The sequence below is a fragment of the Nitrospirillum bahiense genome, from assembly GCF_007828025.1.
GTDB classification, from domain to species: Bacteria; Pseudomonadota; Alphaproteobacteria; order Azospirillales; family Azospirillaceae; genus Nitrospirillum; species Nitrospirillum amazonense.
Genome location: NZ_VITO01000023.1, coordinates 50,301 through 73,073, shown reverse-complemented (window position 1 = coordinate 73,073; position 22,773 = coordinate 50,301). Strand labels below are relative to the sequence as shown.

Annotated in this window: 23 protein-coding genes and 1 tRNA gene; 11 read left to right on the top strand and 13 right to left on the bottom strand. The window is 67.1% G+C overall.

The features are described from left to right. Nucleotides 1–21: 21 nt before the first annotated feature. Nucleotides 22–720, bottom strand: coding sequence for an SDR family NAD(P)-dependent oxidoreductase (locus FBZ88_RS25110; protein WP_145619787.1), 699 nt, complete (start codon nt 718–720; stop codon nt 22–24). A 281-nt stretch (nt 721–1,001) separates the two neighbouring features. On the opposite strand from FBZ88_RS25110, the gene FBZ88_RS25105 reads away from it, so the two are divergent. Continuing rightward, nucleotides 1,002–1,340, top strand: a complete 339-nt coding sequence (locus FBZ88_RS25105) for a GIY-YIG nuclease family protein (RefSeq protein ID WP_088872415.1) — start codon at nt 1,002–1,004, stop codon at nt 1,338–1,340. A 1-nt stretch (nt 1,341) separates the two neighbouring features. Here the strand turns inward: FBZ88_RS25105 and FBZ88_RS25100 are convergent, their stop codons facing one another. Next, nucleotides 1,342–2,049, bottom strand: coding sequence for a glutathione S-transferase N-terminal domain-containing protein (locus tag FBZ88_RS25100; protein WP_145619786.1), 708 nt, complete (start codon nt 2,047–2,049; stop codon nt 1,342–1,344). Between the two features lie 312 nt (nt 2,050–2,361). Continuing rightward, entirely contained in the window at nt 2,362–4,830 is a 2,469-nt protein-coding gene (locus FBZ88_RS25095) for a glycoside hydrolase family 31 protein (RefSeq protein WP_145619785.1), read from the bottom strand. Nucleotides 4,831–5,081: 251 nt separating this feature from the next. On the opposite strand from FBZ88_RS25095, the gene FBZ88_RS25090 reads away from it, so the two are divergent. Further along, nucleotides 5,082–5,933, top strand: coding sequence for a pirin family protein (locus FBZ88_RS25090; RefSeq protein WP_145619784.1), 852 nt, complete (start codon nt 5,082–5,084; stop codon nt 5,931–5,933). A gap of 116 nt (nt 5,934–6,049) precedes the next feature. On the opposite strand, the gene FBZ88_RS25085 is transcribed toward FBZ88_RS25090, so the two are convergent. Next, nucleotides 6,050–6,256, bottom strand: coding sequence for a helix-turn-helix transcriptional regulator (locus FBZ88_RS25085; RefSeq protein ID WP_004272005.1), 207 nt, complete (start codon nt 6,254–6,256; stop codon nt 6,050–6,052). Next, the gene (locus FBZ88_RS25080) at nt 6,256–6,651 is read right to left on the bottom strand and encodes a hypothetical protein (protein ID WP_145619783.1); all 396 of its coding nucleotides are present in this window, start codon (nt 6,649–6,651) and stop codon (nt 6,256–6,258) included. The genes FBZ88_RS25085 and FBZ88_RS25080 overlap by 1 nt, the downstream gene beginning before the upstream one ends. Before the next feature lie 351 nt (nt 6,652–7,002). Here FBZ88_RS25080 and FBZ88_RS25075 point away from each other — a divergent pair, with 351 nt between their 5' ends. Together FBZ88_RS25075 and FBZ88_RS25070 are read left to right on the top strand one after the other, a co-directional pair. After that, nucleotides 7,003–7,473, top strand: a complete 471-nt coding sequence (locus FBZ88_RS25075; protein ID WP_145619782.1) for a hypothetical protein — start codon at nt 7,003–7,005, stop codon at nt 7,471–7,473. A gap of 86 nt (nt 7,474–7,559) precedes the next feature. Beyond that, a tRNA-Arg gene (locus FBZ88_RS25070) sits at nt 7,560–7,636 on the top strand. An 82-nt stretch (nt 7,637–7,718) separates the two neighbouring features. On the opposite strand, the gene FBZ88_RS25065 is transcribed toward FBZ88_RS25070, so the two are convergent. From FBZ88_RS25065 to FBZ88_RS25055, 3 genes are read right to left on the bottom strand one after another with little or no spacing between them, the layout of a single operon-like run. After that, nucleotides 7,719–8,045: an STY0301 family protein gene (locus FBZ88_RS25065; RefSeq protein ID WP_145619781.1), complete on the bottom strand. Its 327-nt coding sequence runs from the start codon at nt 8,043–8,045 to the stop codon at nt 7,719–7,721. A 16-nt stretch (nt 8,046–8,061) separates the two neighbouring features. Continuing rightward, complete coding sequence (locus tag FBZ88_RS25060; RefSeq protein WP_211102796.1) at nt 8,062–8,595, bottom strand: BPSL0067 family protein; 534 nt, start codon at nt 8,593–8,595, stop codon at nt 8,062–8,064. Nucleotides 8,596–8,631: 36 nt separating this feature from the next. Next, nucleotides 8,632–10,662, bottom strand: a complete 2,031-nt coding sequence (locus FBZ88_RS25055) for a S9 family peptidase (RefSeq protein WP_211102795.1) — start codon at nt 10,660–10,662, stop codon at nt 8,632–8,634. Between the two features lie 188 nt (nt 10,663–10,850). Between FBZ88_RS25055 and FBZ88_RS25050 the strand changes: the two genes are divergently transcribed. Then, nucleotides 10,851–11,927, top strand: coding sequence for a lysine-2,3-aminomutase-like protein (locus tag FBZ88_RS25050; RefSeq protein WP_145619780.1), 1,077 nt, complete (start codon nt 10,851–10,853; stop codon nt 11,925–11,927). 20 nt (nt 11,928–11,947) lie between these two features. Here FBZ88_RS25050 and FBZ88_RS25045 read toward each other — a convergent pair whose 3' ends face one another. Next, nucleotides 11,948–12,736: a DUF599 domain-containing protein gene (locus tag FBZ88_RS25045; RefSeq protein ID WP_145619779.1), complete on the bottom strand. Its 789-nt coding sequence runs from the start codon at nt 12,734–12,736 to the stop codon at nt 11,948–11,950. Between the two features lie 132 nt (nt 12,737–12,868). Here FBZ88_RS25045 and FBZ88_RS25040 point away from each other — a divergent pair, with 132 nt between their 5' ends. Beyond that, nucleotides 12,869–13,438: a hypothetical protein gene (locus tag FBZ88_RS25040; RefSeq protein WP_145619778.1), complete on the top strand. Its 570-nt coding sequence runs from the start codon at nt 12,869–12,871 to the stop codon at nt 13,436–13,438. Between the two features lie 4 nt (nt 13,439–13,442). On the opposite strand, the gene maiA is transcribed toward FBZ88_RS25040, so the two are convergent. Both maiA and FBZ88_RS25030 read right to left on the bottom strand, forming a co-directional pair. Further along, nucleotides 13,443–14,108, bottom strand: coding sequence for a maleylacetoacetate isomerase (maiA, locus tag FBZ88_RS25035; protein WP_145619777.1), 666 nt, complete (start codon nt 14,106–14,108; stop codon nt 13,443–13,445). A gap of 29 nt (nt 14,109–14,137) precedes the next feature. Then, nucleotides 14,138–15,229: a fumarylacetoacetate hydrolase family protein gene (locus FBZ88_RS25030; protein WP_145619776.1), complete on the bottom strand. Its 1,092-nt coding sequence runs from the start codon at nt 15,227–15,229 to the stop codon at nt 14,138–14,140. 296 nt (nt 15,230–15,525) lie between these two features. On the opposite strand from FBZ88_RS25030, the gene FBZ88_RS25025 reads away from it, so the two are divergent. Next, a complete protein-coding gene (locus tag FBZ88_RS25025; RefSeq protein ID WP_145619775.1) occupies nt 15,526–16,002 on the top strand; it encodes a MarR family winged helix-turn-helix transcriptional regulator in 477 nt (158 codons plus the stop codon). Nucleotides 16,003–16,021: 19 nt separating this feature from the next. Then, nucleotides 16,022–16,234 carry a hypothetical protein gene (locus tag FBZ88_RS25020; protein WP_246138849.1) on the top strand — a complete coding sequence of 71 codons (213 nt, stop codon included), beginning with the start codon at nt 16,022–16,024 and terminating at the stop codon, nt 16,232–16,234. Nucleotides 16,235–16,279: 45 nt separating this feature from the next. Here FBZ88_RS25020 and FBZ88_RS25015 read toward each other — a convergent pair whose 3' ends face one another. Both FBZ88_RS25015 and FBZ88_RS25010 read right to left on the bottom strand, forming a co-directional pair. Continuing rightward, complete coding sequence (locus tag FBZ88_RS25015) at nt 16,280–18,451, bottom strand: xanthine dehydrogenase family protein molybdopterin-binding subunit (protein ID WP_211102794.1); 2,172 nt, start codon at nt 18,449–18,451, stop codon at nt 16,280–16,282. Between the two features lie 17 nt (nt 18,452–18,468). Next, nucleotides 18,469–18,933 carry a (2Fe-2S)-binding protein gene (locus FBZ88_RS25010; protein ID WP_040849287.1) on the bottom strand — a complete coding sequence of 155 codons (465 nt, stop codon included), beginning with the start codon at nt 18,931–18,933 and terminating at the stop codon, nt 18,469–18,471. 533 nt (nt 18,934–19,466) lie between these two features. On the opposite strand from FBZ88_RS25010, the gene FBZ88_RS25005 reads away from it, so the two are divergent. The 3 genes from FBZ88_RS25005 to FBZ88_RS24995 all read left to right on the top strand — a co-directional run bounded on the left by FBZ88_RS25005 (nt 19,467) and on the right by FBZ88_RS24995 (nt 22,589). After that, a complete protein-coding gene (locus tag FBZ88_RS25005; RefSeq protein ID WP_186464591.1) occupies nt 19,467–20,531 on the top strand; it encodes an amino acid ABC transporter substrate-binding protein in 1,065 nt (354 codons plus the stop codon). A gap of 164 nt (nt 20,532–20,695) precedes the next feature. Beyond that, complete coding sequence (locus FBZ88_RS25000; RefSeq protein ID WP_145619773.1) at nt 20,696–21,946, top strand: dicarboxylate/amino acid:cation symporter; 1,251 nt, start codon at nt 20,696–20,698, stop codon at nt 21,944–21,946. Nucleotides 21,947–22,388: 442 nt separating this feature from the next. After that, nucleotides 22,389–22,589 (top strand): hypothetical protein, encoded by a 201-nt coding sequence (locus tag FBZ88_RS24995; protein ID WP_145619772.1) that lies wholly within the window; start codon nt 22,389–22,391, stop codon nt 22,587–22,589. Nucleotides 22,590–22,773: the final 184 nt, after the last annotated feature.

The window sequence follows — 22,773 nt, the reverse complement described above, 5'->3', positions numbered from 1 at the left end:
CAATGCTCCTTGAAGGGCGGCTCACCAGGGAACGGTGGCGCCTTTGTAATCCAGATACTGCAGGCCGGGCTTCCCAGCCTGGGCGGTCACCACGTCGACCACGCGGGGAATGCTTTCGGACACATCCAGGCTGGCGGCCGGCCCGCCCATATCGGTGCGCACCCAGCCGGGGGCGATGACCAGCAGGGTGCGGCCGTGCGCCGGTTGCCGGGCGGCGTAGGAGCGCATGAGGGTGTTCAGCGCCGCCTTGCTGGCGCGATAGACCTCCCACCCGCCGCTGAGGTTGTTGGCCACGCTGCCCAGGCCGGAGGACATGACGGCAATGGTGCCCTTGGGCGTCACCAGCGGACCCAGCACCTCGACACAGCGCATGGGCGCCAGGGCGTTGGTCACCTGGACACGGACGAATTCCTCGGTCGACACCTCGCCGATGGTCTCTTCCGGGTTGTTGGTGACACCGGCGTTGACGAACAGCACATCGACCCGGCTGCCCTCCAGGCGCCGGCGCAGGGCCGCGATCTGGTCGGCATGGACGATGTCCACCGTCTCCACCGTCAGGCGGCCCTGGGCCTCGCCCGCCAGCTCATGCAGGGGTCCGGGCTCGGCACCGGGACGGACGGTGGCGATAACCTGCCAGCCACGGGTCAGATACTCCTGGGCCAAGGCCAGGCCCAGGCCACGGGAGGCGCCAACGATGAAGGCGGTTGGGGAAGCGGACATGAGGGGGACCCTTTCTGCTAGGGGCGCCGGCCGCCCCGGTGCGCGCCGGGATCGGGCCATGAGGGAAGGGAGACGCCTGATATGGGGCGGCCCCGGCGAAAGTCAGGGGCGAAAGTCTCGTGGGGCCTGGGAATGAGCATGCCGCAGCGCGCCCCACCCGCGCGATTGACGATGAGTCATCAGGCGGCTGACCAGCCGTCATAACCACCAGGCTTGACCTTATTTTACCCGGGCATTATACCCCCAGCCAAGATATCACCCGGGTGAAATAGGATCGTACCATGCAGAGCCAGGACAGGAAGGCGGCCATCGCCGACTACAAGAAGCGGGAGGATGAGCCCGGCATCTATGCCCTGCGCTGCGCCGCCCTGCCGGACACCGTGTGGGTGGGACCCACACCGACCCTGGACACCATCCGGAACCGGCTGTGGTTCAGCCTGCGTCACGGCGGCCACACCCACCGGGGCCTGCAAGCCGCCTGGAACACCCACGGGGCCGACGCCTTCACCTTCGAGGTGCTGGAACGGCTGGAGCCGGAGGAAAGCCCCTATCTCGCCCGTGCCCAACTGAAGGACCGCGCCGCCCACTGGCGGACGGCGCTGAAAGCGGAAGGGATTTAAGTCACCCCGGCCGCTTCGGGATATCCAGCCCGCGCTGTACCGCCGGCCGCGCCAAGCCGCGTTCCAGCCAGGCGGGAACGTTCTTGAGGCTGGCGTAGTCCACCAGTTCACCGGCGCCATAGAAGCCCACGAGGTTGCGCACCCAGCCCAGGCAGGCGATGTCGGCGATGGTGTATTCCTCGCCCATGATCCAGGGGCGGTCGGCCAAGCGGCCCTCCAGCACGCCCAGCAGGCGCTTGGATTCGTCGGCGTAGCGCTTCAGGGGGCGCTTGTCCTCATAGTCCTTGCCGGCGAATTTGTGGAAGAAGCCCACCTGGCCGAACATGGGACCGATGGCCGCCATCTGGAAGAACACCCACTGCAGCGTCTCGTAGCGGGCGGTCGCGCCGGCGGGCAGGAACCTGCCCGTCTTTTCCGCCAGATAGACCAGGATGGCGCCGGACTCGAACAGGGCGATGGGCGTGCCCTCCGGCCCGTTGGGGTCGATGATGGCCGGGATCTTGCCGTTGGGGTTCAGCGACAGGAATTCCGGCGTCCAGCTCTCGTTCTGCATGATGTTGACGAGATGCGGCTCATAGGGCAGCCCCGTCTCCTCCAGCATGATGGAAACCTTCACGCCGTTGGGCGTGGGCAGCCCATAGAGCTGGATGCGGTCGGGATGCTGGGCCGGCCAGCGGCGGGTGATGGGAAAGGCGGACAGGTCGGTCATCGGGGCTTCTCATCAGTCGGCTCGGGGTGCGGCATTGAACCGCCAATCCGCCCCCGCTTCAACGGCCGCGGTCACAACGCGAAAGAAAAGGGCGGCCACCCGCGACCGCCCTTTCCCATGACCTTATACCAGCGGCACGAGATAGTGACTCGTGCCGCTGTAGCCCGCGACCGCAGGCGCCGGAGATTTCTGGGGAACCGAAGGCGAACCGGAAATCGAGGAGAAGCCAAGCCAGCGGATGCTGGCGCCCGGCGCCTGAGGGGCGGCAGCTGATCGGTCACGATCAACTGCCGCACGTATTGGATGCCGGCCTTACTTGGCCTGCACCACCTCCACCACCTTGACGTCGGGCTCGCTCCAGCCCTTGGCGCCGGTATGTCCCAGGCTGTGGCTGGCCTCGGTCCAGGTGAGTTCGGTGACGTTGCCGCCGCCCTGCTCGTAGGCGTAGGTGAAGCCGTCGTCCTGGAACAGGGTGAAGCGGCCGTCGGCGCCCGGATAGACCTTCACCTTCGCGATGGTCTGCTTCTGGTGCGTGTTCTCGATGGGGGAGCCCAAGGGCAGGATGGACCCGGCCTTCACGAACACCGGGATGCGGTCGATGGGGGCGGCCACCGTCACCGTCTGGCCACCGGTGTAGCGCTTGTCCGTCCAGAAGTCGTACCAGTCGCTGCCCGCCGGCAAGTACACCTGCTTGGTCGTCGCCCCCTGCTCCGTCACCGGGGCCACCAGCAAGGCGGGGCCGAACATGTATTCGTCCCGCATGTCGGTCACGGCCGGGTCGTTGGGGAAGTCCAGCGGCAGGGCCCGCAGGAAAGGCGCGCCCGTCTTATAGGTCTTGTAGCCCAGGGAATAGATGTACGGGATCAGCTGATAGCGCAGCTTCACGTACTTTTCCAAAATGGCCTGGGCGTCGGGCCCGTAGGACCAGATCTCGTTGGCCGGGCGGCTGCCGTGGGTGCGCAGCACCGGCAGGAAGGTCGCGTACTGGAACCAGCGGGTGTACAGCTCGGGATAGTCGTCATAGCCGCCGACCACGCCGCGCGCCGGCGTCGGGTCCAGCAGCGGCGCCTTGGCGGGCTTGTGCTCCTCCGGCAGGTACTGCCAGCCGCCGGTGTCGTTGCTCCAGTAGGTGATGCCAGACGCGGCGAAGTCCAGGCCGGTGGGCACCTGTCGCTTGAACGCGTCCCAGGTGGGGGTGATGTCGGACGACCAGACGATGGCGCCGTTGCGCTGCACGCCCAGATAGGCGTCGCGCGACAGGATGACGGTGCGCTTGTCCTTGAAGTCGCGGCGGAAGCCGTCATACAGCGCGCTGGTGTGGAACAGCGGGTAGACGTTGAAGTACTTCGTGCCCGGCCCGATGTGGTAGTAGCTGCCGTTGGGCGGCAAATCCGGCTCCGTCTCATCCGACCACAGGCTATCGAAGCCCTGGCTCAGGATGTTGTCGCGGATGGTGTTCCAGTACCACTTGGCGGCATCGGGGTTGGTGGTGTCGATGTCCGACCCGGCCTTGTCATAGGGCAGGCCATTGGTGGGCGTGCCGTCCGCCTGGCTCAGGAACCAGCCGTTCTTCTTCAGCAGATCATAATAGCGGCCATCGGACGTGAAGCGCGGCCACACGCTGATCATGGTCTCGAAGCCCATGTCGTGCAGCTGCTTGTTCATGGCCTTCGGGTTCGGCCACAGCTCCGGCACGAAATCGAACTGGCCCATGATGGTGTAGTAGAACCAGTCGACCACCAGCACGTCGGCCGGAATGTGCCGCTCACGATAGCCCTTGGCCACGTCCAGCACCTCTTGCTGGGAGCGGTAGCGCTGCTTGGACTGGATGTAGCCGTAGGCCGACTTGGGCAACATGGGGGTGGCGCCGGTCAGCTGGCGGTAGCCGGCGTAGATCTCATCAGGCGTCTTACCGGAGATGACGAAGAAGGAGACGCGGTCGCCCACCTCGGACGTCCAGCGGGTGACCTCGTTGAAGCCCGGCTCGATCGTCGTCTTGGACGGGTTGTCCCACAGCAGGCCGTAGCCGTAGTTGGTGATCATGAAGGGCACGCAGGTGCTCTGCCCGCCCGAGGCGTTGTAGTCGTTCCAGCAGCGCACCACATGGCCGCGATGGTCCAGGAAGCCCTCCTGGTTCTGGCCCAGGCCGTAATAGTGCTCATCCGCCGGGGAGGCGAAGGTGCCGTTCACGGTGTAGAATTGGTCATCGGTGGGCCGGCGGTCATGCAGCAGCTGGCTGTTGCCATCCTTGAAATTGGGAATGCCCATGGACCAGCCGGTGAAGTCCAGGATGGTCTTGCCCGCCGCGTCCTTGAACAGGATGTGGGCGCCGTTGGTGGTGCCGCCGAAATAGCGGCTGATGTCCACGGCGGTCTGCTGCGGCGCCACGGCGTGCGGCGGCGGGTGCCAGCCGACGATGGTGGCCGACATCTGGCCGGACTTCAGCACGGTGTCGCCGCGCTCATCCTGGCCTTGCGTCCAGCCGGCGGTGTTGGCGCCGGGGATGATGCCGTAGCCGGGGCCGGCCAAGGCCGCGTCCTTCTTCAGGCTGAGGGTAACGCGGATAATGTTGGGGCCGTAGGGCTCCAGCACCAGGGTCTGTTCCTGGGTCTTGTTCGACTGGTCCACCACCACGGGGGCGGTAACATCCCTGCCGGCCGCAAGGGCCGGCGTGGTCAGGGCCGAAGCGGCGGCGCCGAGGCCCAGGACCAGTGCCAAGCCCCAGTAATTCAACATGGATTTCGGTGCGGCGCCCCGCGCGGGCTGCCCCTGCGTCTTCATGGTCGGTCTTCCCCCTGGAGGATTCTTATAAATCATATGATAGCGGTACCATCGGCCATGCCCAGGCCTGGGTCAACCCGAAAACTCCCCGCCCCGGCTCCCGGTGCCGCCATGGTCCATCGTTCCGGCACAGCAACAGTCCGTGCCGCCGCTATGCCCTATCGCGCGGGCCCGCCACCGCTTAGATGTAGGATGATGACGGGTGCGCCGATGCCGCGCCCCGGTGAGATTTGCCCTGGAGGGACCGGCCGATGAGCCCGCTGAAGACCCTGAAACGCCTGCACCCGGCCTATCGCGACGACATCGCGGACCTGACGACGCGCCGCCCCCTGCCGGGGCCGGCCCTGCCGCAGCTGAGCCCCTTCCTGTTCCTGAACCACCATGGGCCTCAGGTGTATCCGCCCAATAACGGCGGCCTGCCCTTCGGCCCCCACCCCCACCGGGGTTTCGAGACGGTGACCTTCATCCTGGAAGGGGAGCTGACGCACGCCGACAGCGCTGGTCATGAAAGCGTTATCAAGGCCGGCGGCGTGCAATGGATGACGGCGGGGCGCGGCGTGGTGCATTCGGAGCTGTCGCCGGCCGAATTCCGCCGCAAGGGTGGGCCGCTGGAGATATTGCAGCTGTGGGTGAACCTGCCGGCCCGGCTGAAGTTCGCCGAGCCCGGCTATACCGGTCTGCAGCGCGACGCCATCCCGGCCCTGCCCACGCCGGATGGGCGCGGCACCGTCAACCTCATCGCCGGCAGCTGGGGTGGCGCCGCCGGTCCCGTCCCCTCGCTGACCGGCGTGTTCATGAGCACGGTGACCTTGGGCGCCGGCGGCACCGTGCGCTTTGACGGCGCCGCCGGCCGCACTGTCTTCCTTTACGTCGTGCGCGGCGCGATCGCCGTGGGCGGCGGCACCGCCCCCGCCCACCAGCTGGCGGAACTGAGCCTGGAGGGCGACGCGGTCGAGATCACGGCGCAGGAAGATGCGGTGCTGCTGTTCGGCCATGGCGAGCCCATCGCCGAACCGGTGGTGGCCCACGGTCCCTTCGTCATGAACACCCGCGAGGAAATCATCGCCGCCATCCGCGATTACCAGGCGGGATTGTTCGAGTAATCCCTCAAGCGGCGGGCGCGGCCATCCGGTCGCTGGCCTTGTCCTCGATTTCCAGTCCGCTGGCGCTCCCCGGAAATCTCCGGCGGCCCCGGTCGGGGCCTACGGCGGCATGAAGCTCATGCCGCCGGCCGGTGGGGATTGGTGAAGATCGCCTCCACCGGCAGGCCGAACAGCGCGGCGATGCGATAGGCCAGGTCCAGCGACGGGTCATGCTTCTCCGTCTCCAGGGCGTTGACCGCCTGGCGAGACACGCCCAGCCGCTCGCCCAGATCGTTCTGCGTCCAGCCACGCTCGGCCCGCAGGACCTTCAACGTGTTCCGCATCAGCGCGTACTCCGGATGAAGGGCGAGACGATGCAGAAGGCCACCCAGAAGATGGCGTAGACCATATAGCCGGGCAGGTGGTCCACCCGCGCGAAGGTCTCCAGGAAGCCCCAGGCGCTGGCGACGATGAAGGCCAGGCAGGCGGCGATGATGAAGCGCCGGGCCAGCAGCGCCCGCATGAATTCATCCACCTGGGTCATCAGCCTGAGCGTCGCCCACAGCTGCACGGCGATGCAGCCCACCGGCACCAGGATCGCCCCCCACAGCAAGGGCCCGTCCAGCTGCGATTGGCCCCAGCTGATGACCTTGATGGACAGGACGTAGAGGACCGCGGTGATGATCGAGGTGAGAATGTAGCGCCGCGAGGCGGGCGGGAAGAAAACGGCGACGGACATGATGTCATGATCTCCTGACGTTTTGTCAGGCAAACATGACTCATTCTGAATGTCAGGTCAACCTGACTTTTAGGTCCGGTCCGCCTTGCCGGGGCGTTTTCCCCGAGTCGCGGCCCGGCACTATCGACACAGGGTCGCGAATCCACGCCTTTCGGATAGGTTCGCCCGCTAAGGAAGCCTTAAGGAAGCCGCCCTAATATCCCGCATACCAGGCGGGACAAGACTCGGGCCTCCTCTTGGAACGCCCGTGCTAGACTAAATAACCCGCCCGGTTTTGAACCGTGAACCGTTGCCGTCCCAGTATTCACCCCGATTCCAGCCCCACGGCTGGCCACAGGAACTCGCCCCGGAATGACCCGCGACGATGAACGCCTGCCCCGTGAACGCCGCCGCGGCGCCATGCTGCGCGGGGTGCTGGCTGGCGCCTTCCTGGCGCTGGCGGCCGCCACGGCCCTGCCGCAGGCGGCCTGGGCCGGCGAAGGCGGCGGCCAGAAGTCGGAAGATCCGGAGGTGCTGCGCAAGGTCAAGATGAACCCCATGCTGCTGCCGGGGAAGGACCGCTTCTCCTACGTCCGGCTGCAGGTGATGCTGGTCGTGCGCATGAGCAAGCATCTGAATGAGGACGTGGACCTGGTCACCAACCTCAAGCCCCGCATCAATGGCGAGCTGACCGAGGCGCTGACCGTCGACCACCTGACCCATAACCGCCTGAACACCGCCGACGTCCAGGCCCTGAAGGGCCGCATCATGGAAGTGGCCAACGAGGCCGTGGGCAAGCCCCTGGTGGATGAGGTCCTGATCGTCAGCCTGCTGGTCGGCTGATTGAATCTGATTGAATTCCGGGCGCCTGAGCCTTGCGCGCCCCGGGGCTGTGCAAGCCGCCCAAACCTGCTATAACCCGCCCCGGCGTCTCCGTAGCTCAGCAGGATAGAGCACAGGATTCCTAATCCTGGGGCCGTGGGTTCGAATCCCGCCGGGGACACCATCAATCCCAGACATCCGTATGTATGGCGGCGATGAAGGAAGCCCTACAGTCCCCAAGGCATGGATTTTTACCGGATTGGTGCCTAATGGCATTGAATAGTCACTTCACCTGACTTCTTTTCAGACGCCTTGCACTGCTCAACCTTGTCTTTAAGTTCCACGTCGGTGACGGTACCGCTGGCGTATATGCAGCGGATAGTCACCATCCGCCCAGCCTTGTAGATTTCACCAACTGTGAAAGTGTCCTGCCCCGCCCCTTGGTCATCTGGGGCCAGGTTGAACATGTCCTCCGGCTTCCCATCGAACACGTTGAGGCTCTTAACCTTATCGCCAGGTCGCGCTGGGCAAACGTCCGGCGGGGCAGCGCAGGCGGCATTTGCTATGCCAAAACTGGCGGCGGAGATCAGCAAGAGCCGCTTCATAACATCACGGTTCAACGACAAAGAAACCATCTCCTCTGTTCGAGATGCCGTGACCGTCCCAGCGGATGCCTCTAGGTGCGACTGGCTGGGGGACATGTCCGGTAATCCATTGATCATAAACATAAATTCCCCGACCATCCTGCCGCTCATAGATCGCCGCATGCCCGTAATAGCGACCTTGGTCATCAAAGGTCGCGATCACGGTGCCGGAAAGGATGGTCGCGTTGTTCTTGACGGCCGCCCCCTTTCGCCAGAGCGCCGTGCTGACGGGCAATGAAGGGCAAACTTGAGTGACGAAAGAAACGCACTGCCCACAGAAGTCCGGCGAGTGCCGCGTTTCTTCAGGCGGCTTATCGTCATAGGGCCCCAGCGCCGATGTGCGGGTACAAACCCATTTCCCAACGGGCGCCTTGGGATTGGCGGTATAGCCGATGGCCACGAACGGCATGGGGCACTGCTCCGAAATCCGAACCTGCCCCATGAGGATCGGTCGAAATTCCGGCGCGGCAATGGCCTTGGGGAAAAATGTCTCTGCCATCGACGGGCGGGCGCTTCCACCCGCCCTGTCAGTCCCTCACTTCAAATTGTCGATCGCCACCCCCGGCAGGGTGTCCGCCGGGGTGAAGCCGAAGATGCGGCCGTAGAAGTACAGCTCCGCCTCCTGCGCGCGGATGATGCTGTCGGCCTTGCGGAAGCCGTGCTGCTCGCCCTCGAACTCGATGTAGGCGACGGGCACGCCCTTGGCCTTGAGCGCGTTGACGATGCTGCGCGACTGCGCCGGCGGCACCACCGCGTCCTCCGACCCTTGGAAGGTGATCAGCGGGGCGGAGAAGCCGTCCAGGTGGTGCAGGGGGCTGCGGGCGTCGTAGACGGCCTTGCCCGCCGGATAGGGGGCCACCAGGCTGTCCAGGTAGCGGCTTTCGAACTTGTGGGTGTCCTTGGCCAGGGATTCCATGTCCGACACGCCGTAGTAGTTGGCGCCGGCCTTGAACACCTTGGTCAGCGCCAGGGCCGCCAGGGTGGTGTAGCCGCCGGCACTGCCGCCGCGGATGGCGGCGCGGTTGGCGTCGGCCAGGCCGGCCTTGTCCAGGTAGGCCACCACGGCGGTGGCGTCCTGCACGTCGGTGATGCCCCAGTTGCCGCGCAGGCGGTTGCGATAGGCACGGCCATAGCCGGTGCTGCCGCCGTAGTTCACATCCACCACGGCGAAGCCGCGGCTGGTCCAGTACTGCACGCTCATGTCCATCGAGGGCTTGGCCGCGCTGGTGGGGCCGCCATGCACCTTGACCAGCAGGGGCGGCTTCTCCCCCGCCGGGGCCTGGAAGGCGGGGTTGGTGGGGGCGTAGTAGAAGGCGTGGGCCGTCCGCGCCTGGCCGTCCGGGCCGGGGGCGGTGGGGAATTCGATGGGCCGGGCGCGCGACACCAGGCCGGCCTCCAAACCTTCCGGCGCCGGGCGGCGCAGCACGGCGTGGGTGCCGGTCGCCAGGTTGACGGTCACCACCGCCGGCGTGGCGTCGGCGAAGCTGGCGATCATGACCGCCTGGTCGGGCCCCAGCAGCCGCACGCCGGTGATGCCGACGAAAGGCAGGTCCAGGTCATGCGCCTTGCCCGTCTTCAGGTCGATGACGGCCAGCCTGTCCAGGCCCTGGCTGCTGTACCGCGCCACCGCCTGGCCCTTCCCGGTCAGGGCATAGGTGGTCAGGCCCAGGTTCCACAGGGGGCCGCCGAATTCCGCCGCCTTGGCCACGACGGGGCGGGTGGCGCCGTCGTGCCAGGCGTACAGGTTCCACCAGTCGCTGCGGTCGGAGATGAAGTAGAGGGTGCCGTCGGCATCCCACTGCGGTTCCAGCACCGATTCGTCATGGCCGCCGGCGACCGCCGTCGGGCTGCCCAGCCCCTGGGGCGTGAGGTCGGCGACGTAGAGCGTGGTGGTGTCCCAGGGCATGTTGGGATGGGACCAGGCGATCCAGGCCAGGCGCTTGCCATCGGCGCTCAGGCGTGGATAGGCCACGAAGTCTGTGCCGCCGAACAGCACCGTGCCGGCGTCGCCGGGCGTGTCCACCGCCAGGCTGACGATGGTGTTCTTGGCCTCCCCTGGGGCGCTGTGATCCTCGCGCACGCAAATGAGGTGGCCGGGCGCACCCGCTACGCAATCGGCATAGCGGTAGCCCTCCGGCGTCAGCGGCTGCGGCGCGCCGCCCGCCTCGGGCACGGTATACAGGCGCTGATCGGCGAAGTTGCTGAAGTACAAGCGGCCGCCGGCCAGACCACCGCCAACGGCCAGCAGGGCGCCGCCGCCATATTCATGGACGCGGGTGCGGGCGTTCACCTCCGGCCCCGTCAGCTCGCGGATGCCACCGGCGCCATCGGGCGTCACCACGGCGTAGCGGCCCTTCTCGGCCGGGCGGCTTTCCAGCCAATAGGGCACGCCGCCGTCCACCATCAGGTCGCCCAGGCGGATCTCACTGCCGGCCAGGCGGGCGGCGGTGATGGGCGAGGCCCAGGTGCCGTAAGCGGCGGTCTTCTTCTCGGCGGCGGTCGCGTCGGTCATGCCAGTCACCAATCCCATCAGCAGCGCCGCCACCGCGGCCCGTCTCAGCCCCATGCCCTGGTCCCCATGCGCTTATTTCGTGTGAAGATGCCCCCGCATCAGGGCGCCAGTGTGCCCCAAGCCCAGGCCGGCGCCAACGCCGATGCGGGGGGCCCATGCGGGCGGGCCGCTTGACGACGGGGCGCCCAAGGTCGATCTAAGCCCCTGTTCCGTCATTCCACGCACCGCCAGGGAGAGGCCCCATGGGCATCGCCGTTCGCCAGCTCGCCCCGCGCAAGGCCCCCATCCGCACGGCGGATGGTCTGGTCCAGGCCGGCCTGGCCGAGGCGTCGGCCCTGCCTGTGCTGGAACAACTGGCGGCCAGCTTCGCCGTCTCCGTCACCGACCAGATGGCCGGCCTGATCGACCCCACCGACCCGAACGACCCCGTGGCCCGCCAGTTCATCCCGGCGGGGGAGGAGCTGGAAACCACCCCCGGCGAGCTGGCCGACCCCATCGGCGATGGGCCGCACAGCCCGGTGAAGGGCATCGTCCACCGCTATCGCGACCGGGTGCTGCTGAAGGCCGTCAACGTCTGCCCGGTCTACTGCCGCTTCTGCTTCCGGCGGGAGATGGTGGGCCCGGGCAGTGAGACCTTGGACGGCGCGGAGCTGGACGCCGCCCTCGCCTATATCGCCGAGCACGAGGAGGTGTGGGAGGTCATCCTGACCGGGGGCGACCCCCTGATCCTGTCGCCCCGCCGCCTGGCCGAGATCGTCGCGCGCCTGGACGCCATCCCCCACGTCGGCATCGTCCGCTTTCACACCCGCGTACCGGTGGTGGACCCCGACCGCGTGACGCCGGAGCTGGTGGCCGCCCTGAAGGGCAAGCGCATCGCCAGCTGGCTGATGCTGCACGCCAACCATTGGCGGGAGCTGGACGACACCGCGCGCGGCGCCATTGCCCGCCTGGTGGATGCCGGCATCCCGCTGCTGTCGCAGACCGTGCTGCTGAAGGGCGTGAATGACGATGCCGACACCCTGACCCGCACCTTCCGCGCCCTGGTCCAGGCGCGGGTGAAGCCGCATTACCTGCACCAGGGGGATTTGGCCAAGGGCACAGCACATTTCCGCACGACGATCCAGCGTGGCCGCGCCCTGATGCGCGAGTTGCGCGGCGATGTCTCCGGCCTGTGCCAGCCCACCTATGTGCTGGACATCCCCGGCGGCCACGGCAAAGTGCCCCTGACCGCCGACTATCTGGCCCCCGACGGCGAAGGCGGCTGGACCGTCACCGACCCACGCGGCGGCCGGCACGCCTATAGCGAAGAGGCGGAGTAGACCCTGGCGCTAACCGGCATTCAGCCCCCTTCGGGCGGCTGCGGCTGGCGGCGTTCCGGCAGCACCATGCGCACCGCCGTGCCGAAGCGGCGCACGGCGTGGAAGGCGCGGGAATGGAAGTGGCGGCGGATCAGCACCACGATCACCAGGGTGGTGGAGGCCATGAAGGCCAAGGGGTGGACGAACCAGCCCAGGGCCGCGAAGCCGAAGTAATAGGCCCGCACCCCGGCGTTGAAGCTCTGCACCGCCAGGGACAGCAGGGCCGCCGCCGCGTCCGCCGCCTCTTCCACGTCCACGCTGGGCGGGTGGTTGGTGGCGTCGGGCATGGCGCCGATCAGGGCGCAGGTATAGTTGTACTGCCGAACCGCCCAGGTGAACTGGAAGAAGGCGTAGACCAGCACGCCCAGCAGCAGGAACAGCTTCACCTCCACCAAGGCACCGGACGCGGTGCTGGTGACGTGCATCTTTTCCACCAGGGCCGCCAGCCGATCGGCGTTCACCAGGGCGCTTAGGTCGCCGGCGATCAGCAGCACGGTGGTGGAGGCGAAGAAGGACACGCTCTGGATCAGGTGGCCCAGCAACTGGCCGTCCAGCAGGCGGGTGTCGCGCGCCTGCATGTTGCGCATCCACACCTCGCGGACCGTGCGCATGTGCAGGTTCAAGCTGGCCGGCGCCCCCGGCAGGCGGAAGATGACGTTATAGCCGCCCCACAACACGAAGAAGGTGGTGAGGGCCAGAAGGTCCAGCGGCGCCAGGTCGAAGGGCATGGGCGGGCTTTGGGTCGGGTCGGGCGGAAACGGCGCCATCATGCCCTGACGCCACGTGGCAGGCGAGCGGAAGCTTAAGGCCTTGGCGTTCTTACACAACGCCGGGGCATCGACACATCATCGCCCCGAGGCGTATTAGATGCTTCCATGCGCAACTTAATGCCAAGGACCGTCATGCCGTTGAAAATTGGCAAGCCTTTGCTGGCCGCCCTTATCGCCACAGGCACCCTTCTGGGCTGTGCCACTGGCGAGGCCAGCAAAGACATCGTGTTCAGCGCAGACAGTAAGAAAGCGATCGTTGTCCTGGGATGGGAAGGCCTGGACCAATATGGTGGCACATCCCTGCGGTTACAGTTCCGCGGCACCAGCATGCTGGGCCCCTTTGACGATCGCTACTTCAGCCTGGCCAACGGCAAGGGCCTGATTGAGCGGCAACCAACCGAATACTTCGTGGCGGAGGTTGATCCCGGCTATTACGTGGTCGACTCGGTGGACGTCCGTTGGTCCCAGGAGGTGATCGTCCGAATGTGCAAGGGCACCATCAAGTTCTTCCTGGCGCCTGGCAAGGTCACGTATATCGGCAACTTCGCCTCTACTTTTGGCGGCGCCGCGGTGAAATCGGCCAAACCGCAACCGCAGGCGGCTGCGGCGAAGCTGGCCGAGTTTCCACACATCACCCAGCCCATGACCGTAGCGACCGTAAGCAACGTCCCCTACCCCAAGCGTGAGGACTGTAAGATATAAGCACTTACGCTGGCGGCGCGTCGGCCTGGCTCTCCGGCGCCGCGTCGGCGAAGGCCGGCAGGGCCAGGCAGGCCTGGTCGATGGCCACCAGGGTCGGGCAGGCGGATAGGTCGGCGTTGAAGCGCCGGGCGTTGAACATCTGCGGCACCAGGGTCAGGTCCGCCAGGCCGGGCGTGTCGCCGAAGCAGAAGCGGCCGGCATGGGGCTTCACCATCGCCTCCACCGCCGCCAGGCCGGTTTCCATCCAGTGGCGCACCCAGCGGCCGGCCCGTTCCTCATCCACGCCCATCTCACCCTTCAGGTACTTCTGGACCCGCAGGTTGTTGATGGGGTGGATGTCGCAGGCGATGGCCAGGGCCACGGCGCGGGCCTGGGCGCGGGCGATGGGGTCGGCCGGCAGCAGCGCGGGGGTGGGGTGAACCTCGTCCAGGTATTCCGCGATGGCCAGCGACTGGGTCAGCAGGTGGCAGCCGGTCGCGTCGTCCACCGCCAGGGTGGGCAGCTGGCCCTGCGGGTTCAGGGCCAGGTACTCCGGCTTCAGCTGTTCCCCGCCGTCGCGCAGCAGGTGGACCGGCACCTGCTCGGCCGTCAGGCCCTTCAGGTTCAGGGCGATGCGCACGCGGTAAGCGGCGGAGGAGCGGAAATAGGTATAAAGGGTGAGCGAGGCCATGGGGCAGGCGGGTCCTGGAAGGGGGATGGTCAGAGGACGGGGGCCGGAACGGGCTCGGGCGCCACCGGGTGGGCCTGGTATTCCGCCACCGTCTGCTCGATCGCGCCGAAGACGCTGGCGCCGGCGGCGTCCCGCATCTCGATACGCACGCTGTCGCCGAAGCGCAGGAAGGGCGTCTTGGGCTGGCCTTGCAGCAGGGTTTCCACCGTGCGCACCTCGGCCAGGCAGGAATAACCCACGCCGCCCTCCGCGATGGGCTTGCCCGGGCCGCCGTCCGGCCCCCGGTTGGACACGGTGCCGGAGCCGATGATGGTGCCGGCAACCAGCGGCCGGGTGCGGGCGGCGTGCGCGATCAGCTGGCCGAAGTCGAAGGTCATGTCGATCCCAGCGTTGGGCCGGCCGAACGGTTGCCCGTTGATGAAGGACAGCAGGTCCAGGTGCAGCTTGCCCTCGCGCCAGGCGTCGCCCAGGGCATCCGGCGTCACCGCCACGGGGGCGAAGGCGCTGGACGGTTTGGACTGGAAGAAGCCGAAGCCCTTGCCCAATTCCGCCGGGATCAGGCCGCGCAGGGACACGTCGTTGACCAGCATGACCAGGCGGATCAGGCCGCGCGCCTCTTCGGCCGACACGCCCATGGGCACGTCGCCGGTGACCACCGCCACCTCCCCCTCCAGATCGATGCCCCAGGCCTCATTGGCCATGAGGATGGGGTCGCGGGGCCCGAGGAAGCTGTCGGACCCGCCCTGGTACATCAGCGGGTCGGTCCAGAAGCTGGGCGGCATGTCGGCGCCGCGCGCCTTGCGCACCAGCTCCACATGGTTGACGTAGGCCGAGCCGTCCGCCCACTGATAGGCGCGGGGCAGCGGGGCCATGCAGGCGGCCTCGTCGAAGGCCTCGAACGGGGCGACGCCCTCATCCAGTTCGGCCGCCACCTCGGCCAGGCGCGGCGCCACCTGCGCCCAGTCGTCCAAGGCCCGCTGCAGCGTGGGGGCGATGCCCGGCACGGCGCGGAAGCGCGCGAGGTCGGCCGACACGACGACCAGGATGCCGTCGCGGCCCACCTTGGCCTGCAAGGCGGCGTCCAGCGTGCGGTCCAGCGATTTCAGGGTAGCCAGCTTCATGGGGGGCCTTTCCTATCGATCCTTTCGCCCTTATGGGGTCGGCAGGAAAAGGGGCGCCCTCAAGGCGGCCGGCCATCCCGGATGGCGGCGCCTTGAGACCACGAAAAACGGGGCTGTTTCCTCCCAACCCGTCTTCCACCCCCGGGGCGGTGCCCGTTAAGGACAACCCCAATGACAGGATGGACAGCGGCCGGTTTTATCGTTTCAAATGAAACGTTATAAGTACAGTAGGCCGCGCGGGTTTCCCTGTCAAGCCGCCCCGCCACCGCCACCAACCTGTCACAGGGTCAGCCCCCATGCCCCCCGATCTGCAGCTGAACCGCTTCCTCCCCTACCGGCTGAACATCCTGTCGAAGAAGGTCAGCCTGGCGCTGGCCACGCGGTACCAGGAACGCTTCGGCCTCAGCATTCCGGAGTGGAGGGTGTTCGCCACCCTGGGCCAGGAACAGCCGCTGTCGTCCAACGACATCGTGGAGCGCACGGCCATGGACAAGGCCAAGGTCAGCCGGGCGGTCAACCGCCTGGTGGCCGCCGGCCTGCTGGACCGGCAGGCCCACCCCCGCGACCAGCGCCTGCTGCGCCTGTCCTTCAGCCCGCGCGGCCGCGACCTTTACGCGCAGGTGGCGCCGGAGGCCCTGGCCTGGGAAGGGCAACTGCTGTCGGTCCTGACGGATGCCGAGCGCGCGCAGCTGTGGGCGCTGATGGAAAAGCTGGAACAGCGCGTGGCGGAGGAGATTCCCGCCAGCGTGAGCTTATCGGATAGTTTGGATTAGTTTTTACCGGCTGCGGGAAGTGAAAGAAGCAATGCAACCCCATCCAGATGAAATCAAGGAAGCGGCGAAGCATCCAGGCGGCTGGGTTTATCGAATTGCCGGTACCTTTGGGCCTGATGAGCGCATACCTCCCGAAGCTATCGTCGGGGCATGGAAGGTGGCGCTTAACGGCAAGATCGAAGCAAGCTTCACCTTCAATCCCAAATATGACCCAGCTCGTTACCCAAGCTAAACGCAGTCGCGGCGGCGTGGGATTTCTCCCACGCCGCCGGATCACTCACACGCTGACCGACCCGGCGAAGGGCAGGTCGCGGATGCGCTTGCCGGTCAGGGCGGCGATGGCGTTGGCCACCGCCGGCCCCAAGGGCGGCACGCCCGGTTCGCCCACGCCGGTGGGCGGGTTGGCGCTGGGGACGATGTGCACCTCCACCTTGGGCATCTCGTCGATGCGCAGGCAGCGGTAGGTGTCGAAGTTGGACTGGTCGACCACGCCGTCCTTCATGGTGATGGCGCCGTACATGATGGCGCCCAGGCCATAGCCGATGCCGCCCTCCATCTGGGCCTTGACCACGTCCGGCGTGACGGCGATGCCGCAATCGACGGCGCAGACCACGCGTTCGACCTTGATGCGGCCCTTGTCGTCCTGCGACACCTCGGCCACGTGGGCGACGACGGAACGGAAGCTTTCCGCCACCGCCACGCCCCGCGCCCAGCCCTTGGGCAGGGGCTTGGTCCACTCGGCCTTTTCCACCGCCAGGTTCAGCACCGCCAGGTGGCGCGGATGCTTCTCCATCAGCTTGCGCCGGAAGGCCACCGGATCCTGTTTGGCCTCCGCCGCCAGCTCGTCCAGGAAGGTTTCCACGGCGAAGGCGGTGTGGGTGGACCCCACCGACCGCCACCACAGCACCGGCACGGGCGAGGTGGTGGTGTGCAGGTCCACCAGGCGGTTGGGGATGGTGTAGGGGATTTCCGCCGCCCCCTCGACCGAGGTGGCGTCGGGCTTGCCCGGCTGATCGAACGGGCTGCCGGCCATGATGCTCTGCCCGACAATGCGGTGCTGCCACGCCAGCACGCTGCCGTCGGCGCCCAGCTTGGCCTCCATGCCGTGGACATACAGGGGGCGGTAGCGGCCGCCGCGGATGTCATCCTCCCGCGACCAGATCAGCTTCACCGGCCGCCCGGCCAGCTTGCCGCCCTGCACCTTGGCATCCGACAGCGCCTTGGCGATGGCCACGCCCTCGACGATGTAGTCGGACTCGACGTTGGCGCGCCGGCCGAAGCTGCCGCCGGCGTAGACGGTGTGGATGGTCACCTGCTCCGGCTTCAGGCCGGCCGTCTTGGCGGCGTTCATCTGGTCGATGGTCTGGAACTGGTCGCCCGCCCAGATCTCGCACCCGTCCTTGCCCAGCTTGACCACGCAGGTCAGCGGCTCCATGGGCGCGTGGGCCAGGTAGGGGAAGGTGAATTCCGCCTTCAGGGTCTTGGCGCCCTTCACCGCGTCGACATCGCCTTCCTTGGTCACCAGCTGACCAGGCTTGGGCAGCAAAGCCTTGTAGTCGGCGACGATGGCGTCGGTGCCGCGCTTCTCGGCGTTGGTTTCGTCCCAGGTGACCTTCAGCGCCTCACGCCCCTGGTGCGCCGCCCAGTAGGAGGTGGCCAGCACGGCCACGCCGCGCGGGATCTCCACCACCTCGACCACGCCCTTCACCGCCTTCGCCGCCTTGGCGTCGATGGCCTGGGCCTTGGCGCCGAAGCGGGTCGGGCGCTGCACCACCGCCACCAGCATGCCCGGCTGGACGACGTCGATGGCGAAGATGGCCTTGCCGGTGGTTTTCTCCGCGCTGTCCTTGCGCGGCAGCTTGGTGCCCACCAGGGTGAAGTTCTTCGGATCCTTCAGCGGCACGTCGGCGGGCACGGGCAGGGTGGCCGCCTTGGCCGCCAGCTCACCGAAGCCGGCCTTGTGCGTGCCGGAGGAAACCACGCCCTTGGACACGGTGATGTCCGACGCGGGCACGCCCCAGGTCTGGGCGGCGGCCGCCACCAGCAGGGCGCGCGCCGTGGCGCCGGCTTGGCGCAGCTGGGTCCAGGAATTGTAGACGGAGGTGGACCCGCCGGTGCCCTGGATGGGGCCGAAGGCGGTGTTGTTGTACAGCTTGGCGTTGGCGGGGGCGTGTTCCGCCCGCATCTGCGCCCAGTCGGCGTCCATCTCCTCCGCCACGATGGCGGTCAGGCCGGTGAAGACGCCCTGGCCCATCTCCAGATGCTTGATCAGCACGGTGACGGTGCCGTCCGGTGCCACCTTGACGAAGGCATTGGGCTCGAAGGCCTGGGCGGCGGCCGCGGCGGCTTGGGCCCGGCGGCTGGTGCCGGTCCAGGTGAAGCCCACCATCAGGCCCACGCCGGCGCCGCCGGTGACCTGCAGGAAACGGCGGCGGCTGGTATCGCTCATGTGTCCATCCGGCATGATCAGATCTCCAACGCCTTGGCCGCCTCGTGGATGGCGGCGCGGATGCGGACATAGGTAGAGCAGCGGCAGAGGTTGCCGCTCATGGCGCTGTCGATGTCCTGGTCGGTGGGCTTGGCGTTATCGGTCAGCAGGGCGACGGCTGACATGATCTGGCCCGACTGGCAATAGCCGCACTGGACCACGTCCAGCTTGACCCAGGCGTCCTGCACGGCCTTGGCCACCTTGCCCTCGATGCCCTCAATCGTGGTCACCTTGGACCCGGCGATGGAACCGATGGGGGTGGAGCAGGCGCGCACGGGCTGGCCGTCGACATGCATGGTGCAGGCGCCGCACTGGGCGGCGCCGCAGCCGAACTTGGAGCCCGTCTTGCCCGCGATCTCGCGCACCGCCCAGAGGAGCGGCATGTCGGGATCGGCGTCAACCGACCAGGGCTTTCCGTTGAGGGTGAGTTTGATGGGCGGCATGGATCTCAATCCCGGGGGTTCGTCGTGTGGGGCATCCCCATTCCGGATGGCCGCGCCAGGCGGCGCTGGGCACAGTCCTGGTCCATCCGATGCGGGCGGATAGGCGGCAGGACAGGCCTTACGGAATACGAATGCGGAACGGCGGGCAACCCCATGCCCGCCGGAAGTCATGGATGTATCACGATCGTGTAGAAATGGCCAACTTGGCCAAATGGTGGACTTGCGAAATTGTCGGTTTCTTCCCATGTGATGGGCTGACGGGACACGAGAATCGCGCCCATTACTTGTAGCCTCCCGTTATTTCCAGTCAAATATAGCGTCTGTTCCAACATGACGAATGGTAAGCCCCATTGTTATGGCCGGCGGAATCCATCGTGGGAGCACTAGGCGCCCGCGCGGGGCTTTTGTATCTTGCGATGACCCATGACGACCCCTTGGCCACCAAACGGTTAGCGCCCAGGGCCGGTCGCGCGGGAGCGGAACTTCAGGGCGACGTGGGGCGGGTCATGGGGCACAGGATGCGGCGCGGCTGGATGCGCCCGGCGAAGACAGGGGTGCTGGGTGTGGCGCTGGGCCTGGCCCTGGCGGCCGGCGCCCTTATGGCACCCGCCCGGGCGGCCGCGCCCGGTGCCGCCAAAAGCGGCGGCACGCTGGAGCAGGTGCGCCAGCGCGGCATCCTGCGCTGCGGCGTCAACACCGGCCTGCCGGGATTCGGGGCGCCGGACAGCCAGGGGGAATGGACGGGCCTGGACGTGGACATCTGCCGCGCCGTGGCCGCCGCTGTGCTGGGCGACGCCCGCAAGGTCCAATTCATTCCACTGAGCGGCCGCCAGCGCTTCAGCAGTCTGCTGTCGGGGGACATCGATCTGCTGTCGCGCAACACCACCTGGACGCTGAGCCGCGACGTGCAGGGCATGGACTTCGCCCCGCCCGTCTATTACGACGGCCAAGCCTTCATGGTGCGGCGGTCCTTCAATGCCCGCAGCGTGCGCGAGCTGAACGGCGCCACCATCTGCGTGCAGCAGGGCACCACCACCGAACTGAACCTGGCGGATTACTTCCAATCCACGGGCATGAGCTACAGGCCGCTGGCCATCGAGGACTTGGGCGAGGTGGTGGCCGCCTTCTTCAGCGGCCGCTGCGATGCCTATACCACCGACGCCTCGGCCCTGGCCGCCACCCGCGCGGCGCAGACGGTCAGCGCCGACGACTATCTTATCCTGCCGGAGCTGATCTCGAAGGAGCCGCTGGCACCCGCCGTGCGCAAGGGTGACGAGCAATGGTCCGACATCGTGAGATGGACCGTCTTCGCCCTGATCGAGGCGGAGGAGCGGGGCGTCACCAAGGCCAACGTGCGCGACAACCTGGGGTCCGCCGCCCCCGGCGTGCAACGCCTGCTGGGCGTGCGGACGGGGGCCGGCCTGGGCAGGTCGCTGGGCCTGGACGATGACTGGGCCGTGCGCATCGTTTCCCAGGTGGGCAACTATGGCGAGGTGTTCGAGCGCAATGTCGGCCGCAATTCCGTGCTGCGCCTGGACCGCGGGCTGAACGCCCTGTGGAACCAGGGCGGCCTGATGTACGCCATGCCCATACGGTGATGGGAAACAGAGCGATTCCGGTAGGGACCGCCCTTCCCGGCGAAAGCCGCCGTTGTATCGGCGCCGGTTTCAAGGCAAGTAGACAGCAACAGAAAATTTGACCGCGCCAAAATCGCCCCGGGCACATCGGGGCGGCGGCGCCGGCCATCGGGGGATAGGTTTCAATGCAGCAAAAGCGCTTCACGCTGTTCGTCCTGGGCGCGATGGTCGCCGGCATCGCGGTGGGCGCCGTGGGGCACAACCTGCCTGCGGCCGACGGGGCCTCGCTGGCCAGCACCCTGTCCATCCTGACGGACATCTTCCTGCGCCTGATCAAGATGATCATCGCGCCCCTGGTCTTCTCCACCCTGGTGGTGGGCATCGCGCATATGGAGGACGTGGCCGCCATCGGCCGCGTAGGCGTGAAGACGCTGGGCTGGTTCCTGCTGGCCGGCATCGTCTCGCTGATCCTGGGTCTGGTCATGGTGCAGATCCTGGAACCGGGCGTGGGCATGTCCCTGCCGGATCCCACGTCCGGCGGCAAGGCGCCGGACGCCGCCGTCTTCACCCTGAAGAACTTCATCGAGCACACGGTGCCGCGCTCGGTGATCGAGGCCATGGCCAACAACGAGATCCTGCAGATCGTCGTCTTCTCCATCTTCGCGGGCATCGCCATCGCCTCGGTGAAGGAGAAGGTGCCGGTGGTGGTGCACCTGGTGGAACAGATCGCCACCGTCATGCTGAAGGTGACCAGCTACGTCATGATGTTCGCGCCCGTCGCCATCTTCGCGGCCCTGGCGGCCACGGTGACGACGCAGGGTCTGCAGGTGCTGGGCAGCTACGTGAAGTTCGTGGGCGGCTTCTACCTGGCCATGGCGCTGCTGTGGGTGGTGCTGCTGGCTGCGGCCGTGCCCTTCATCGGCGGCCGGGTGCGTGAGCTGGTCAGCGCCATCCGCCAGCCCGTGCTGCTGGCCTTTTCCACCGCCAGCTCCGAAGCCGCGTACCCGCGCACGCTGGAGCGCATGCAGGCCTTCGGCGCCGCCCGCAAGATCGTCAGCTTCGTCCTGCCGCTGGGATATTCGTTCAATCTCGACGGCTCGATGATCTACTGCACCTTCGCCACCATGTTCATCGCCCAGGCCTACGGCATCCATATCAGCATCGGCCAGCAGGTGGAGATGCTGGGCCTGCTGCTGCTGACCAGCAAGGGCATCGCCGGCGTGCCGCGCGCCTCGCTGGTGGTCATCGCCGCCGCCCTGCCCTTCTTCCACATCCCATCGGAGGGCATGGTGCTGGTGCTGGCCGTCGACCACCTGCTGGACATGGGCCGCAGTGCCACCAACGTGGTGGGCGTGTCGGTCGCCGCCGCCGTCATCGCCAAGTGGGAGGGCCTGCTGGGCCCCGGTCATCTGGCCGATGGGGAAGAGGACATCTGACGCCGCCATCCCCCGAGTCATCGGGCCGCGCAATCACCGGTCCCGAAAATCATGGGGTGGCGGAAGGCCGCACCCCCACCAACGGCGGACCTCCGGGTCCGCCGTTCGCGTTTGAGGTACCACGGGGCCGTGCGGCTAAGCGCCTGGCGCCCCTGCCCTTTCCTTGGCCCCTGCGGCAGGGCGCCCTACCCCCATCGGCAGGCGACGATCCTGGGCTTCCGGCACCGTACAACCCACTGTACGGCAAGGGTATGCCGGATGGCCGCTGACATTGGCGGCCACAAACCCGACATGCCCCTGTCATAGCCGTCTGCCATGCTCATATATGCCCCATGGCGACGGATGGCTCATGCCCCGCCCCCTCCTGAAATGGGGATGGGGCCTGGAACCCCGAAGCCTGGAACAGGCTTGGACAAAGCCCAAGAAGGGAGGGTGAGACACGATGATGGTGCACCACGAACCCCGCCTGACCGACATGCTGGAGGACCCGGTGGTCCGCCTGGTGATGGAGCGCGACGGCGTCTACCGCGATGATGTTCTGAAACTGATGGCCAGCGTGGCCCGCAAAGCCGCCAAGCCCGCCGTGAAGGCGGCAGCGCCCAAGGTTTCCACGGCGGAACCGGCCTTGGCCGGCCACGCGTGAAACCAGCCCTGCCGTTCGGCATTTTACTTGGTTGATCCGATGATCGCCGCCCCCGGAAAGCAGATGCCGGGGTGCGGCCAGCGGGAATAGCCAGCGGGGACAGATGGAATTGGCGGGCGCTGCCCGTTCCAAGTCCGTAAATAAGACAATCCCGCAAATAAAAAGGGCGACCGCAAGGCCGCCC

Excerpts from the sequence above, each read along its gene's own strand:
- FBZ88_RS25025 (WP_145619775.1), top strand. The coding sequence starts at position 15,526 with ATGCCCCCCGATCTGCAGCTGAACCGCTTCCTCCCCTACCGGCTGAAC.
- FBZ88_RS25050 (WP_145619780.1), top strand. The coding sequence starts at position 10,851 with ATGGGCATCGCCGTTCGCCAGCTCGCCCCGCGCAAGGCCCCCATCCGC.
- FBZ88_RS25090 (WP_145619784.1), top strand. The coding sequence starts at position 5,082 with ATGAGCCCGCTGAAGACCCTGAAACGCCTGCACCCGGCCTATCGCGAC.
- FBZ88_RS25085 (WP_004272005.1), bottom strand. The coding sequence starts at position 6,256 with ATGCGGAACACGTTGAAGGTCCTGCGGGCCGAGCGTGGCTGGACGCAG.
- FBZ88_RS25080 (WP_145619783.1), bottom strand. The coding sequence starts at position 6,651 with ATGTCCGTCGCCGTTTTCTTCCCGCCCGCCTCGCGGCGCTACATTCTC.
- maiA (WP_145619777.1), bottom strand. The coding sequence starts at position 14,108 with ATGGCCTCGCTCACCCTTTATACCTATTTCCGCTCCTCCGCCGCTTAC.
- FBZ88_RS25105 (WP_088872415.1), top strand. The coding sequence starts at position 1,002 with ATGCAGAGCCAGGACAGGAAGGCGGCCATCGCCGACTACAAGAAGCGG.
- FBZ88_RS25045 (WP_145619779.1), bottom strand. The coding sequence starts at position 12,736 with ATGATGGCGCCGTTTCCGCCCGACCCGACCCAAAGCCCGCCCATGCCC.
- FBZ88_RS25030 (WP_145619776.1), bottom strand. The coding sequence starts at position 15,229 with ATGAAGCTGGCTACCCTGAAATCGCTGGACCGCACGCTGGACGCCGCC.
- FBZ88_RS25060 (WP_211102796.1), bottom strand. The coding sequence starts at position 8,595 with ATGGCAGAGACATTTTTCCCCAAGGCCATTGCCGCGCCGGAATTTCGA.
- FBZ88_RS25015 (WP_211102794.1), bottom strand. The coding sequence starts at position 18,451 with ATGAGCGATACCAGCCGCCGCCGTTTCCTGCAGGTCACCGGCGGCGCC.
- FBZ88_RS25010 (WP_040849287.1), bottom strand. The coding sequence starts at position 18,933 with ATGCCGCCCATCAAACTCACCCTCAACGGAAAGCCCTGGTCGGTTGAC.
- FBZ88_RS25055 (WP_211102795.1), bottom strand. The coding sequence starts at position 10,662 with ATGGGGCTGAGACGGGCCGCGGTGGCGGCGCTGCTGATGGGATTGGTG.
- FBZ88_RS25000 (WP_145619773.1), top strand. The coding sequence starts at position 20,696 with ATGCAGCAAAAGCGCTTCACGCTGTTCGTCCTGGGCGCGATGGTCGCC.
- FBZ88_RS25095 (WP_145619785.1), bottom strand. The coding sequence starts at position 4,830 with ATGAAGACGCAGGGGCAGCCCGCGCGGGGCGCCGCACCGAAATCCATG.
- FBZ88_RS25100 (WP_145619786.1), bottom strand. The coding sequence starts at position 2,049 with ATGACCGACCTGTCCGCCTTTCCCATCACCCGCCGCTGGCCGGCCCAG.
- FBZ88_RS24995 (WP_145619772.1), top strand. The coding sequence starts at position 22,389 with ATGATGGTGCACCACGAACCCCGCCTGACCGACATGCTGGAGGACCCG.
- FBZ88_RS25040 (WP_145619778.1), top strand. The coding sequence starts at position 12,869 with ATGCCGTTGAAAATTGGCAAGCCTTTGCTGGCCGCCCTTATCGCCACA.
- FBZ88_RS25005 (WP_186464591.1), top strand. The coding sequence starts at position 19,467 with ATGCGCCCGGCGAAGACAGGGGTGCTGGGTGTGGCGCTGGGCCTGGCC.
- FBZ88_RS25110 (WP_145619787.1), bottom strand. The coding sequence starts at position 720 with ATGTCCGCTTCCCCAACCGCCTTCATCGTTGGCGCCTCCCGTGGCCTG.
- FBZ88_RS25075 (WP_145619782.1), top strand. The coding sequence starts at position 7,003 with ATGACCCGCGACGATGAACGCCTGCCCCGTGAACGCCGCCGCGGCGCC.